Genomic DNA, 13091 nt, shown 5'->3' with positions numbered 1-13091 from the left:
CGGCCAATTTGCGCATTTTGTATGAGATCACAACCCGCCGCGGCCCTCAGGCGCCGGCATCGGTCTTTCCCCGCCGATCGCCGCGCAGGTTCGAGTAAAGCACATGATTGCGCCAGCGCCCGCTGATCTGAAGATAGCTTTGCGCGACGCCCTCATATTTGAAGCCCGCCTTTTCCAGCACCCCGCGCGAGGCGGCATTCTCGGGCAGGCAGGCGGCTTCGATGCGGCTGAGATCCAGCTCGGTAAAGGCGAAATTGACCAGCGCGGCAATCGCCTCGCGCATATAGCCGTGACGCGCGAAGGGCTGGCCGATCCAATAGCCGATCGTGCCCGATTGCGCCGGGCCGCGGCGGATGTTGTCGAGCGTGATCGCGCCGAGCAACACCCCGTCGTGGCGGATGATGAACAACGGCAGCGAGGTGCGCGAGCGGCTGGCGCGCTGTGCCCAATAGACCCGGTTGGTAAAGCTTTTCCGGGTGAGATGATCGGCCGCCCAGGTCGGCTCCCAGGGGGTCAGGAAGGCGCGGCTTTCTTCGCGCAGCGCCGTCCAGGCTTGATAATCGGCATGCGCAGGCAAGCGCAGCACCATCCGCTCGGTTTCCAATCGAGGCGGACGGCGGCGACCGAACATCAGGCGGCGAGCCTTTCGGCAAGGGTGTCGCGATCAGGTGCATCCTCGACCGGGCCGTAAAGCGCGAGCGCCGGGCGCGCGGCGTGCAAAAGCCCGACCGCATGATCCTGAACCTGCCGCACGGTGACCGCGTCGATGCGCTCTGCGACCTCTTCGGGCGTCGGCACCCGGTCCCAGATCGCGAGCGAGCGCGCCATACGCTCGGCCTGACCCGAGGGGCTTTCGAGCCCCATCAGCATCCCGGCCTTCATCTGGACCTTGGCGCGATTAACCTCGGCTTCGGTCAGATCCTCGGCGCTGCGTTTCAGCTCGTCGATGGTGATCTGCGCCAGATCCGAGATCTGCTCGGCCGAGGTCCCGGCATAGATCGTCACCATGCCGGTGTCGTCGTGGAAGCCCGACTGCGCGAAGATCGTATAGCAGAGCCCGCGCTCTTCCCGGATCTTCTGGAAGAGCCGCGAGGACATGCCGCCGCCAAGCGCGTTGGTCCAGATCTGGGTCGCGAAATAATCGGAATCGCGATAGCCCGGACCTTCGAGCGCCAGCGCGAAATGCGCCTGCTCAAGATCCTTGACGCGGCGCATCTCGGCACCCTGCCAGCGCGCAGCTTCGCGCGTGACCTTAGTCAAGGGCGAGAGCCCGCCGAAAATGCCGGTCGCTTGCGCCACGATCTGGTCATGGTCAACCGCCCCCGCCGCCGCGACGATCATCTGGCCGGGGCCATAATGCTCGGCCACGAAACCGGCGAGATCGCTTTTGCCAAAGCTCGAGACCCGCTCTGCCGGGCCGAGAATGGTGCGGCCCATCGGCTGGTTCGGATAGGCGGCCTCTTGCAGCCAGTCGAAAATCACATCGTCCGGCGTATCCAGCGACATGCCGATTTCTTGCAAGATCACGCCGCGCTCAAGCTCGATCTCGCGTTGCTCGAAGACCGGGTTCAGCACGATATCCGAGATGACATCGAGCGCGAGCACGGTGTCTTCCTTGAGCACGCGGGCGTAATAGGCGGTCACATCGCGCGAGGTATAGGCGTTGATATAGCCACCGACATCCTCGATCGCCTCGGCGATTTCCAAGGCCGAGCGTTTCGCGGTGCCCTTGAAGGCCATATGCTCAAGGAAATGCGCGATGCCGTTTTGCTCGGCGCGCTCATCGCGACCGCCCGCATTGACCCAGACCCCGATCGAGGCGGAATGCAGCCCCTCCATCCGGTGGGTGACGATGCGCAATCCGTTCGGAAGCGTCGAAATGCGGATAGCTGTCATGCACGTCTCCGGTCGCGCACGAGCGCTTTAAGGGCTTCAGCGTCATTCGGAACCTGCGTGATGCGCTCGTCCCTCTCGAAAAGATCGGCCATATGCGGCGGCAGCGGCGGGCGGATGCCCAAAGCCGCTTCGACCGCATCGGGGAATTTCGCCGGATGCGCGGTCGAGAGCGAGATCATCGGCACGCCCGGACGCAGGTTTTCGCGCGCGACCTTCACGGCGACGGCGGTATGGGGGCAAATCACCTCGGCGGCTTCCGCACGGATGGTGCGGATCATCGCGGTGGTTTCCTCTTCCGAGGCGCGGCCCGAGACATAGGTCTCGCGCAGGTGCCGAAGCGCGCCCTGGCTGATGGTGAAACCGCCCGATTTCAGCTCGTCCATGAGCTGACGGATCGCGCCCGCATCGCGGCCATAAGCCAAATACAGCGCGCGCTCGAAATTCGAGCTGACTTGAATGTCCATCGAGGGCGAGATCGAGGGCTCGACCGTGCCGGTGCGATATTCGCCGGTCGTGAGCGCGCGGTGCAAAATGTCGTTCTGGTTCGTCGCAATCACCAGCTTGCCAATCGGCAGGCCCATTTCCTTGGCAATCGAGGCCGCGAAAATATCGCCGAAATTGCCGGTCGGCACGGTGAAGTCGATCTCGCGCAAAGGCGCGCCAAGCGAGACGGCGGCGGTGAAGTAATAGACGACCTGCGCCAGAACCCGCGCCCAGTTGATCGAGTTCACGCCAGCAAGCCCAACCTCGTCGCGGAACGTATGGTCGTTGAAGAGATCCTTCAGCCGCGCCTGTGCATCGTCGAAATGCCCATCAATGGCGAGGGCATGGACGTTCGCCTCGGAGGGCGTCGACATCTGGCGGCGCTGGACTTCGCTGACGCGGCCATGCGGGTAAAGGATGAAGACATCGACATTGGCAAGGCCCTTGAAGGCCTCGATCGCCGCCGAGCCGGTATCGCCCGAGGTCGCGCCGACGATGGTGATGCGATCGCCCGACCGCGCCAGCGCGATCTGGAAGAGCTGACCGATCAGCTGCATGGCGAAGTCTTTGAAGGCCAAAGTCGGGCCGTGGAAAAGCTCGAGCAGATGATGGCCGGGTGCCAGCTGGACCAGCGGCGCGCGGGCGATATGGCCGAAATTGCCGTAAGCCTTGGCAATCGCCTGACGCAGTTCCGCATCGGTAAAGCTGTCGCCGATGAAGGGGGCCACGACACGGCGGGCCACCTCTTCATAGGGCAGACCTTCAAGCGCGGCGATCTCGGCGGCGCTGAAGGTCGGAATGGTCTCGGGCAGATAGAGGCCGCCGTCACGGGCAAGGCCGGTCATCATCGCCTGTTCGAAAGTCAGTTCGGGAGCCTGACCGCGCGTCGAAACGTATTTCATTCTGATCCCTAGTATTTCCGCTGTCTGATACGCCAGATCAGCCCAACTGTCATCCCTGCCCAGATCACCGCCAGCATGAACCATGTCGCGGCATATTCGAGGTGGTTGTTCGGAATGCCCTGAACGCTGATCGGAACCGGCGCAACGCCTTGTGCATCGCCCTCGACCGCCGCGGCGACCACGAGCAGCGGCTCGGTGTGAAGATGTTCGGCCAGAAGCGGCACCTCGCGCGCAAACCAGATCCCTTCGGTGAGATTGGGCGCGGGCGTCGAGGAGCCCCGCTCTTCCGGCCAATGAAGATTGCCGATCACATGCAGCTCGACCGGAGGCCGCGGCTGGCGGCGGTCATCCTCGGGGATGAAACCACGATCAAGCAGGATGCGGCGCCCGTCCTCGGTCTCGAAGGCGGAAATCACCTGATAGCCGCCGCCGAGCTCACGCGTGCCAGACAGGACCAGCACTTCCTCGCCGGTGGTCCGTCCGGAAACCTCGACCGGGTCATATTTCATCTCGGGCTCGTAGCGAGCGGGCAGCGGGCGCGGCGCGGCTTCGATCCGGGCCTGGATCTCTTCGAGCATCGCGACTTTCCAGCCCAGTCTCTGGACCTGCCAGATGCCGAGGCTGATGAGAATGGCACAGCCAAGAATGCCGACAATAAGAGGAGCGAGATAGCGGCGCATGGGGTTCTTCCGAGAAGTCGCGAGGACGGCAATCGCCCCGGCGCGCGTGCCACGCGGGACGTTACCGGGGGTCTGCTATCGGCGCGCGATCGTCAAGAGGCTGTGGCGCGCCTTTGGGCTTTTGCCCGAGGGTTCAGGCAAAAAAGACGCGCGAAGCTTTCGCCTCGCACGCCTTGGGTCCTGCCAGCAGGGCCGCGTTTTGGATCAACGACCCCAGATGTAGATCGCGAAGAAGAGGAACAGCCAGACAACGTCGACGAAGTGCCAGTACCACGCAGCGGCCTCGAAACCGACGTGGTTGGTCTGGGTCATCTGACCGCGCATCAGGCGGATCATGCAGACGAAGAGGAAGATCGTCCCGATGATGACGTGGAAGCCGTGGAAGCCGGTCGCCATGTAGAAGACGCCGCCATAGACCGTGTCGGCCAGACCGAAGGTCGCGTGGCTGTATTCCAGCGCCTGAAGCGCGGTGAAGCACAGGCCGAGAACGACGGCAATGGCCAGACCGTTGATCGTGGTCTTGCGGTCGTTGTCATGGACCAGCGCATGGTGCGCCCAGGTCACGGCAACGCCCGAGAGCAGCAGGATCAGCGTGTTCATCAGCGGCAGGTGCCACGGATCAAGCGTGACGATGCCTTCCGGCGGCCAGACGCCATCCTTGAGCGGGCTCATCGGGCCCATCGGGTAAAGCGCGTTCTTGAAGAAGGCCCAGAACCAAGCGACGAAGAACATCACTTCGGACATGATGAACAGGATGATGCCGTATTGCAGGCCGATACGGACGACCGGAGTGTGGTCGCCGGTTTCGCCCTCGCGGACGACATCCGCCCACCAGCCAAACATGGTGAACAGGACGCCGACCAGGCCGATCAGGAACAGCCAGGGGCCAGAGACGGTCAGGCCGAACGGGTCGATTCCGCTTTCGCCTTTCATCCAGGCGACACCGCCGACCAGCATGAAGAAGGCGGACACCGCGCCGAAGAACGGCCAGATGGACGGATGCAGGATGTGGTAATCGTGGTTCTTAGCGTGCGCCATTTTCGGATCCTGGCTGTTGGTGCGTCTTGATTATTTTGGTCAGTTTACGGTCCGCGCCGGCTCGGCGTCCAGCGAAGCTTGCTTCGGCTGGGGCTTGTCGGTCAGGTGGAACGTGTAGGAAAGCGTGATGTCGCGAATCCAGCTCGCGTCACTGTCTTTGAGGATATCAGGATCCACGAAGAAGTTGACGGGCATCTCGACACGCTCACCGGGTTGCAGCGTCTGCTCGGTGAAGCAGAAACATTCGATCTTGTTGAAGTAATAACCGGCGAGATCGGGCGCGACGTTATAGCTCGCCGTGCCGGTGATCGCCTCATTGGTGTTGTTGACGGCCTCGTAAAAGGCCATGCCGGATTCGCCCAGACGCAGAGTCATATCCTTCTGCATCGGGCGGAAGGTCCAGCCGAGATCGCTGTCAACGTTCGCATCAAAGCGCACGCGCACGACCTCATCCAGCACGGTATCGGGCGCAGAGACGGCGACATTGGTTGTCCCGCCATAGCCGGTCACCTTGCAGAACCAGGAATAGAACGGCACCGCCGCCCAGGCGAGCGCGCCCATGGTGAAGACCACGGCCAAGAGGCGGGTCAGGATCTTGGTATTCGCGGTCATGGCGTCGCCTCGGCTTCGGAGTTTGCGGCGGGGGCGGTGGTCGCCCCTGCTGCGGGAGCATCCGCTCCAGAGGTCGTGGCCGGGTCAGAGCTGACAGCCGCCGGCGTGCGCGGCTTGGCCGATCTCGCGATAGAGTCCGGCGAGCCCGGTTTGATCGGCTCCGTGCGCGGCAGGGCCGAGGCACGGAACTGGTGGTCAAAGCCCTCCATCAGATCGCCCTGCTGGATCTTGACGATCGAGAGGCCGAAGACCAGAGCGACAAACATCAGCAGCACGACCAGTAGGCCGACATTGCGCCCGCGGCGGCGCTGATGGATTTCATGTTCGGGACGAAGTGCCATTACCAGCCTGCTCCAATCCAATGCTGGACGAGAAGCGCCAGGAAATGAAGGAAAGTGTAATAGAGCGAAAGCTTGAAGAAGCGCCGCTCGGTTTTATAGCCGTCAGCCTCGGCTGCGGCATCCCCGCGCTGCATGACCTGCCAGCCGCCGTGGATGAAGAGCACGTTCAGCGCAACAGCCACCGCCATGTAAAGCGGGCCGCCGACCGAGGTCAGCCCCAGCCAGATCGCGAAAGGCGCGAGGATCAGCGTATAGGCAAAGACATGGCGGCGAGCCGAGGTGCGACCATGGGTCACGGTCAGCATCGGAACACCGGCGTCCGAGTAATCTGCCTTGGTGAACAGCGCCAGCGCCCAGAAGTGCGGCGGGGTCCAGAAGAAAATCAGCGCAAACATCAGCAGCGATTCGAGGCTGATGCTGCCGGTGGCGCAGGCCCAACCCACCATGGGCGGGAAAGAGCCGGCGGCACCGCCGATGACGATGTTCTGCGGCGTCAGACGCTTCAGCCACATCGTATAGATCACGGCATAGAAGAAGATGGTGAAGGCAAGAAAGCCCGCGGCAAACCAGTTTGCCGCAAGGCCGAGCATCATCACAGCAAGGCCAGAAAGCGCGATTCCGATGGCCAAAGCCTCGCCACGCTCGACCCGGCCCGCCGGGATCGGACGGGTCTGGGTCCGGCGCATCTTGGCGTCGATATCGGAATCATACCACATGTTCAGCGCACCGGAGGCCCCGCCTCCGAGTGCGATGAACAGGATCGAGCAGAAGGCCACGAAAGGGTTCATCGGCACCGGGGCAATCCACAGGCCAACAAAGGCCGTGAACACCACCAGCGACATCACCCGGGGCTTCAGCAGGGCGACGTAATCGCCGAACTGAGCCTCGCCCTGACCTTCATATGCGCGCGTCTGAGCCACTGTCTTCCCTTACTGGGCCGAAGCCACTTTGACCGGCTGGGCCGGGAGGTAATCCGAAGCATCCGCTGCGAATTCCTCTTTGGCGCCTTTCACCCAGGCATCATATTTGTCCTGGCTGACGGCTTTCACGACGATCGGCATATAGGCGTGGTTGTTGCCGCAGAGCTCGGAGCACTGGCCGAAATAGATGCCTTCTTTATCGGCTGCGAACCAAAGCTGTGCAATCCGACCCGGAACGCCATCCTGTTTCACGGCAAAGGCCGGAACGGTCCAGCTGTGGATCACGTCGCTTGCGGTGACCTGAACCAGCACGGTCTTGCCGACCGGGACCACGACCGGGTTGTCGGTCGCGAGGAGGTAATCTTCCTCGGTATAGCCATGCGCGGCGAGGTCTTCCTTTTCGAGCAGCAGCGCGTCGAAAGCGATGCCGTCATTCGGATATTCATAGGACCAGTACCACTGGTGCCCGGTCACTTTGATGACCAGATCCGGATTGGCGGGCATTTCCTGGCTGCGGAACAGAATCGGCAGCGAGAATGCACCGATCGAGATCAGCACCAGCACCGGAACCAGCGTCCAGGCGATTTCGATCGGGGTGTTGTGCGTGAAGCGGGCCGGGACCGGATTCACGCGGCGATTGAAGCGGAGGATACAGATCAGCAGCAGAAGGCAGACGAAAACCGTCACCACCGTGATGATGATCAGCACGAAATGATCGAGCCACTGCTGGTCATGGGCAAGCTCGCTCGACGGCGGCTGGAAACCCATCCCCTTGTTCACCGGCTTGCCGATCACCGGCAGATCACCCAGAACTTCCTGCGCCAGAGCAGGAGCCGCCACGAAAGCTGCCAATCCTGTCGCTGTCACTGCCGCCAGCGCGCGGCGCATTGTAGCAATTGCCATCATCCCATCCCGTTGCCTACAGTCGCACCGGTCGGTCCGCGTGCTGCGGCCAACTGGTATTGGTGAGAAAGTCAGAACCATATCTTGCCCCCACGGGCAAGCCATACCTATCTATTTTGCGCCAAAAACCCCATAGTCTGCCGAACGTGGCACGGACAAGACAGATGAATGACGCCCCCTTCTCTCCTTTCGAAGACCTCCTTGATCGCGATCAGTCGCTTCGAATCCTGCAATCGGCGGTCGCCGGCGGCGATGACGGCGAGCTCTTTCTCGAACGCTCCCGCGCCGAGACGCTGGTTTTCGACGATGGTCGGCTGCGCAATGCCGGATATGAGGCCGATCAGGGCTTTGGCCTGCGCGCCGTGCGGGGCGAGGTCACCGGCTACGCCCATTCGACCGAAATCAGCGAGCGCGGCCTGACCAGTGCCGCCGAGACCGCGCGGCTTGCCGTTGGCAATGGGGGCGGCACGCTGGCGGCTGCGCCCTTTGGTCCGACGCCGCGGCTTTATGCGCCGATCGACCCGGCCGCGAATGTCGGTTTCGCCGATCGCGTCCTCGTCCTGCGCGAGATCGACGATTACGCCCGCAGTCTCGACCCGCGTGTCGTTCAGGTGACAGCCTCGGTCGCAAGCTCGGTTCAGGAGGTTGCGATTCTGCGCCCCGAAGGCGGGCTCTCTTCGGACATCCGCCCGATGGCGCGGATCAATGTCTCGGTCATGGTCGAATCGAATTCGCGCCGCGAATCGGGTTCGGCAGGCGGCGGCGGGCGCATCGCGCTCGATGGGCTGGTCGCGCCCGAGCATTGGAAAGGGCTCGTGCAGGAAGCCCTGCGCATCGCTTTGGTCAATCTGCGCTCGGTCCCCGCTCCGGCCGGGGTCATGGATGTCGTGCTCGGCCCGGGGTGGCCGGGGATCTTGCTGCACGAGGCCGTGGGCCATGGGCTCGAGGGCGATTTCAACCGCAAGGGGCATTCGGCCTTTGCCGGGCTTTTGGGCAAACGCGTCGCCTCTGCCGGGGTGACCGTGGTCGATGACGGCACGATCCCGGACCGGCGCGGCTCGATCACCGTCGATGACGAGGGCACGCCGCCCGCGCGCAACGTGCTGATCGAGGACGGGATTCTCACCGGCTATATGCAGGACCGCCAGAACGCGCGCCTGATGGGCGTGCCCGCCACCGGCAACGGTCGCCGTCAGGGCTATGCCTATGCGCCGATGCCGCGCATGACCAATACCTTCATGTTGGCAGGCGAAAGCGACCCGGCGGCGATTCTCGCCGATCTCAAGGATGGGATCTATGCGGTCGGCTTTGGCGGCGGTCAGGTCGATATCACCAACGGCAAATTCGTCTTCTCCTGCACCGAGGCCTATCGCGTCAAAAACGGTGTCGTCGGCGATCCGATTCGCGGCGCCACCCTGATCGGAGACGGCGCGACCGCGCTTCAGCAGATCCGCGCCATCGGCAATGATCTCGCGCTTGATCCCGGCATCGGCAATTGCGGCAAGCAGGGCCAATGGGTGCCGGTGGGCGTGGGCCTGCCGACGCTGATGCTGGGCGGGCTGACGGTGGGCGGCTCGGCCACCTGAGCCACCACGCGACATCCTCCGCAGGCCATTATTTTGGCGGCGGATAACCTTATCTTAACCTCTGGCTGCGATGACAGAGACTGGATGAGGCGGGTGACATGTCATGCGGCGAAAAACGGAAGCTCTCGAACTGCCCCTCGATAGCCCGGGTTTCGACGCGGTGACGGTGCTGCGCCTCATCCGCTCGCGCCGGGTTGGCCCGACGACCTTTCACCGCCTGATTGCCGAGCATCACAGCCCTGCTGCGGCACTTGCCGCTCTGCCCGAGGTCGCCCGCGCGGCGGGGCTGAGCGATTACGCCCCCTGCCCCGAAGGCGTCGCTCGGGCCGAACTTGCCGCGGGTCGCAAGGCCGGGGCACGGCTTCTCTTCTGGTGCGACCCGCTTTACCCGGCTGCGCTGCGCGAAATCTCTGACGCGCCGCCCTTGCTCTGGTTACGCGGCAATCTCGATGCGCTCAGCGCGCCCAAAATCGCTGTCATCGGCGCGCGCAATGCCTCGTCGCTCGGGCTGCGCATGGCGCGCGCGCTGGCCTCTGGCCTTGGTCGCGCGGGGCTCTGCACGGTTTCGGGGCTGGCGCGCGGGATTGATACTGCGGTGCATGAAGCCAGCCTCGACACCGGAACCATCGCGGTGATGGCGGGCGGGATCGATCAGATCTATCCGGCGGAAAATGCCGAGCTTGCTGAAAAAATCACCGCACGCGGCCTTCTTCTAAGCGAGCAACCTCCGGGCCTTGCGCCGATCGCGCGCCATTTCCCCGCCCGCAACCGCATCATTTCGGCCTTGGCGCAAGCGACCGTGGTGGCCGAGGCCGCGGAGCGTTCGGGCAGTCTGATTACCGCGCGCAATGCGCTCGATCAGGGCCGCGAGGTCATGGCGGTGCCGGGCCATCCGATGGATGCGCGGGCGGGCGGCTGCAACAACCTCATCCGCGACGGCGCGACCTTGGTGCGCAGCGCCGAAGATGTGCTGGCCGCGCTGACGATCTCCCGGCCCCTCGCCCCCGTGGCCGAGCCCCCGGCGACGGCCAGCAATCTGATTGCCGATGCCGAGGCAGAGACGCAGCGCCAAAGCCAGATCCGCGCGAAGATCCTCAATCGCCTCAATCTAAGCCCGACCGACGAAAACGCCCTGATGCGCGACATCGGCGCCGCGCCGTCCGACGTGGCGCCCGCGGTTCTCGCGCTTGAACTTTCGGGGGAGCTCACGCGCCTGCCCGGCGGGATGATGGCGCGAACTTCATGAGGTTTTTCTGCGGCTTCCACCTTCGCGCGATTCTTGTCGGCAAAATCCTGCGCTTCACGCAACCGTGGCGCTTCGGCCCGGAACTCTGCTCCCGAGCCGGGGTTTTATTGCGACTAACACGCGCCCCAGTGGCCAGAGGAGCAGATATGCGCCAGACCTTCAGAACCACGACAGCCATCGTCACGATCCTGTCCCTGCTCATGCCGACCATTTCGCTCGCCGAAGGCGCAGTGACCGATCAAAGCGGTGCCGCGCAGGATGCCACGCAGGTCGCGCCGAAGAAAAAGGCGAAAGAGGCACAGGAGGCTCCGGCCGAGGGCCAGCAAAAGGCGGGCAAAAAGGCCCGCAACGCGGATGCCGCGCAAGCCGAGGCCGCCGCGCCGCAAGCCGACGGCGGACATCCCGGCAAAGGGAAGGGCAAGGCCGCTCAGGCCGCCGCCGAAGAGGCCGTGGTGCCCAAGGATGCCAAGCCTGTGCGTCAACGTCCCGAAGCCGCCGCTGACACCCCCGCGCCGAACAAGCGTCCCGCGGTCGTTCAGGCCGAAAGCCCGGATGTGAAACCGGCGGATGCCCCTGACCGCGCGGCAAAAGCCAAGGCGGTTGCCGAGGAGGGCCAGAAGAAACCCGCCAAGGCCGCACGCGCCCAACCCGACGAAAAGGCTCCCGACGCCAAGCCCGCCGTCGCCGAAACCGTCGATCAGCCCGCGCCCAAGGGCAAGGCCAAAGCTGCAGATGCCGCGTCTGAAGCCGCCGCCGAAGCCAAGGCCAAGGCTGGCGAATCGACCGATGCGCTGAAGCAGGCACTGGAGCAGCAGGATCAGCCTGCCAAAGCCGGCAAGGCGGCCAAAGCCGCGGCGGATGCCGCAGCTGGGACTGCCGCTGCGGCGGACGCCGCGCAACCCAAAGGTCAGGCCAAAGCCGCAGACAAGGCGCAGGCCGCCGACAAGGCCCAGCCCGCCGACAAGGCCGCCAAGGCAGACAAACCCAAAGAGGTGGTGCCGGGTGATGCCGGACAGGCCACGGCTGTCGGGGACAATCCCGATACGCTGAAACAGGCGCTTGAGGCCAAGGAAGGCAAGGCCAAGGACGGCAAAGCGGCAGCGGCTGCCGCGGCCGCGGCCGCAGCAGCGACCGAGGCCGGACAAGATCAGGCCAAAGGGAAAGGCAAAGCCGCGCAAAACAAGGACATCCTTCCCGGCGATGCAACCGGCAACGGCAAAGAGATCCTTCCCGCAGATGCCGCGCAGGCTGGCAAAGGCGGCAAGACCAACCCCGCGGTCACCGAACTCACCGCCCCCGAGGCTGCGGCCAAGGAAACCGATGCCGCGATTGCCGCCGCCAACCCCAAGAAGGTCGTGCCCAATGACGCGCTGCTGGCCGGCACCAATGGCAAGAAGGCCGAGGGCAAGGTTACGGATGTCACCGTCACCAAAGAGGACACGCGCCGCTCGGATGAAGACTTCGGCACTTCGGTGACCCAAAGCATCCAAGAGGCGATCACCGGCAAGACCGAGGCGAAGAAAAAGGACGACCACACCGGTCGCGATCTGGCGCGGCTCGCGCTTGCCGGGCTCGCGGGCTATGCGGTGGGCAGCTATCTGTCGAACAATCAGCAGGTTGCGCTTAACACCGGCGACCGGGTGGTTGTGACCAATCCGGACGGCTCGCAACAGCTGATCAAGAACGATGATACGCTGCTCTTCCAGCCGGGCTCGAATGTGCAGACCGAGAAATTCTCGGATGGCTCGACGATCACCTCGGTTCTGCGCGAAGATGGCAGCAAGGTCGTGACGATCCGCGATGCGCGGATGAACGTGCTGCGCCGCTCGGTGGTCTGGCCGGATGGACGCTCGACCATGCTGATCGACGACACCGTCGATGTGGCGCCGGTGCGTGTCTCGGAGCTTCCCGCTCCTGCCCGCCCGATCCCCTATCAGCCCGGGATGAGCGAGCAAGCCCTTCGCGACGCCTTGATGCAGGAATCGCGGGTGAGCCGCCGCTTCACGCTCGACCAGATCCGCGACATCGCGCAGGTCCGCGCTTTGGTGGCGCCGCTCGATATCCAATCGATCACCTTTGCGACCGGCTCGGCAGCGATCGACCCCAATCAGGCAAGCCAATTGTCGGATCTGGGCCGCGCCATTGCCGACAGCATCCGCAAGAACCCCAGAGAGATGTTCCTGATCGAGGGCTATACCGATGCGGTGGGCTCGGCGGCCTCGAACCTCGCGCTGTCGGACCGTCGTGCGGAATCGGTGGCGCTGGCGCTGTCTGAATATTTCAAGGTCCCGCCGGAAAACCTGGTGGTTCAGGGCTATGGCAAACAGTTCCTGCGCGTCCAGACCGATGGCCCTGAACAAGCCAACCGCCGCGTCGCCGTGCGTCGGATCACCGATCTGATCGAACAGCGCTGAGCCGAAACGGCTGGGGCGCCTAAGCGCCCCGGTCACACCGCAGCGCAACAAAAAAGGCGGGGAAAGATCC

General features: G+C 64.0%; 12 protein-coding genes. 3 read left to right on the top strand and 9 right to left on the bottom strand.

Annotated features, from left to right (window positions below):
* Window positions 1–46 precede the first annotated feature (46 nt).
* The 9 genes from JCM7686_RS04470 to coxB form a co-directional block, all read right to left on the bottom strand.
* Window positions 47–631 carry a GNAT family N-acetyltransferase gene (locus JCM7686_RS04470; RefSeq protein WP_020949670.1) on the bottom strand — a complete coding sequence of 195 codons (585 nt, stop codon included), beginning with the start codon at window positions 629–631 and terminating at the stop codon, window positions 47–49.
* Entirely contained in the window at window positions 631–1896 is a 1266-nt protein-coding gene (locus JCM7686_RS04465; RefSeq protein ID WP_020949669.1) for a M16 family metallopeptidase, read from the bottom strand. Before JCM7686_RS04465 ends, JCM7686_RS04470 begins: the two co-directional genes overlap by 1 nt.
* On the bottom strand, window positions 1893–3281 hold the full coding sequence (gene thrC, locus JCM7686_RS04460; RefSeq protein ID WP_020949668.1) for a threonine synthase: 1389 nt from the start codon (window positions 3279–3281) through the stop codon (window positions 1893–1895). The genes JCM7686_RS04465 and thrC overlap by 4 nt, the downstream gene beginning before the upstream one ends.
* 8 nt (window positions 3282–3289) lie before the next feature.
* The gene (locus JCM7686_RS04455; protein WP_020949667.1) at window positions 3290–3961 is read right to left on the bottom strand and encodes an SURF1 family protein; all 672 of its coding nucleotides are present in this window, start codon (window positions 3959–3961) and stop codon (window positions 3290–3292) included.
* Window positions 3962–4165: 204 nt separating this feature from the next.
* Window positions 4166–4999 (bottom strand): cytochrome c oxidase subunit 3, encoded by an 834-nt coding sequence (locus JCM7686_RS04450; protein WP_020949666.1) that lies wholly within the window; start codon window positions 4997–4999, stop codon window positions 4166–4168.
* A 39-nt stretch (window positions 5000–5038) separates the two neighbouring features.
* Window positions 5039–5611: a cytochrome c oxidase assembly protein gene (locus JCM7686_RS04445; protein ID WP_020949665.1), complete on the bottom strand. Its 573-nt coding sequence runs from the start codon at window positions 5609–5611 to the stop codon at window positions 5039–5041.
* On the bottom strand, window positions 5608–5952 hold the full coding sequence (locus tag JCM7686_RS23320; RefSeq protein WP_020949664.1) for a hypothetical protein: 345 nt from the start codon (window positions 5950–5952) through the stop codon (window positions 5608–5610). Before JCM7686_RS23320 ends, JCM7686_RS04445 begins: the two co-directional genes overlap by 4 nt.
* Window positions 5952–6872 (bottom strand): heme o synthase, encoded by a 921-nt coding sequence (gene cyoE, locus JCM7686_RS04435; RefSeq protein WP_020949663.1) that lies wholly within the window; start codon window positions 6870–6872, stop codon window positions 5952–5954. Before cyoE ends, JCM7686_RS23320 begins: the two co-directional genes overlap by 1 nt.
* Before the next feature lie 9 nt (window positions 6873–6881).
* Window positions 6882–7778 (bottom strand): cytochrome c oxidase subunit II, encoded by an 897-nt coding sequence (gene coxB, locus JCM7686_RS04430; RefSeq protein WP_020949662.1) that lies wholly within the window; start codon window positions 7776–7778, stop codon window positions 6882–6884.
* Window positions 7779–7939: 161 nt separating this feature from the next.
* Between coxB and tldD the strand changes: the two genes are divergently transcribed.
* From tldD to JCM7686_RS04415, 3 genes are all read left to right on the top strand, one after another.
* Window positions 7940–9361, top strand: a complete 1422-nt coding sequence (gene tldD, locus JCM7686_RS04425; RefSeq protein ID WP_020949661.1) for a metalloprotease TldD — start codon at window positions 7940–7942, stop codon at window positions 9359–9361.
* Window positions 9362–9464: 103 nt separating this feature from the next.
* Entirely contained in the window at window positions 9465–10607 is a 1143-nt protein-coding gene (gene dprA / locus JCM7686_RS04420; RefSeq protein ID WP_020949660.1) for a DNA-processing protein DprA, read from the top strand.
* 146 nt (window positions 10608–10753) lie between these two features.
* Window positions 10754–13021 (top strand): OmpA family protein, encoded by a 2268-nt coding sequence (locus JCM7686_RS04415; protein ID WP_020949659.1) that lies wholly within the window; start codon window positions 10754–10756, stop codon window positions 13019–13021.
* Window positions 13022–13091: the final 70 nt, after the last annotated feature.

Source organism: Paracoccus aminophilus JCM 7686, from assembly GCF_000444995.1.
Taxonomy (GTDB): domain Bacteria; phylum Pseudomonadota; class Alphaproteobacteria; order Rhodobacterales; family Rhodobacteraceae; genus Paracoccus; species Paracoccus aminophilus.
Note: the sequence above shows the minus strand (reverse complement) of the source record. Positions and strands in the feature narration are given on the sequence as shown.

Coding starts and splice junctions, on each gene's coding strand:
- JCM7686_RS04470 (WP_020949670.1), bottom strand. CDS start 631: ATGTTCGGTCGCCGCCGTCCGCCTCGATTGGAAACCGAGCGGATGGTG.
- JCM7686_RS04465 (WP_020949669.1), bottom strand. CDS start 1,896: ATGACAGCTATCCGCATTTCGACGCTTCCGAACGGATTGCGCATCGTC.
- thrC (WP_020949668.1), bottom strand. CDS start 3,281: ATGAAATACGTTTCGACGCGCGGTCAGGCTCCCGAACTGACTTTCGAA.
- JCM7686_RS04455 (WP_020949667.1), bottom strand. CDS start 3,961: ATGCGCCGCTATCTCGCTCCTCTTATTGTCGGCATTCTTGGCTGTGCC.
- JCM7686_RS04450 (WP_020949666.1), bottom strand. CDS start 4,999: ATGGCGCACGCTAAGAACCACGATTACCACATCCTGCATCCGTCCATC.
- JCM7686_RS04445 (WP_020949665.1), bottom strand. CDS start 5,611: ATGACCGCGAATACCAAGATCCTGACCCGCCTCTTGGCCGTGGTCTTC.
- JCM7686_RS23320 (WP_020949664.1), bottom strand. CDS start 5,952: ATGGCACTTCGTCCCGAACATGAAATCCATCAGCGCCGCCGCGGGCGC.
- coxB (WP_020949662.1), bottom strand. CDS start 7,778: ATGATGGCAATTGCTACAATGCGCCGCGCGCTGGCGGCAGTGACAGCG.
- tldD (WP_020949661.1), top strand. CDS start 7,940: ATGAATGACGCCCCCTTCTCTCCTTTCGAAGACCTCCTTGATCGCGAT.
- dprA (WP_020949660.1), top strand. CDS start 9,465: ATGCGGCGAAAAACGGAAGCTCTCGAACTGCCCCTCGATAGCCCGGGT.
- JCM7686_RS04415 (WP_020949659.1), top strand. CDS start 10,754: ATGCGCCAGACCTTCAGAACCACGACAGCCATCGTCACGATCCTGTCC.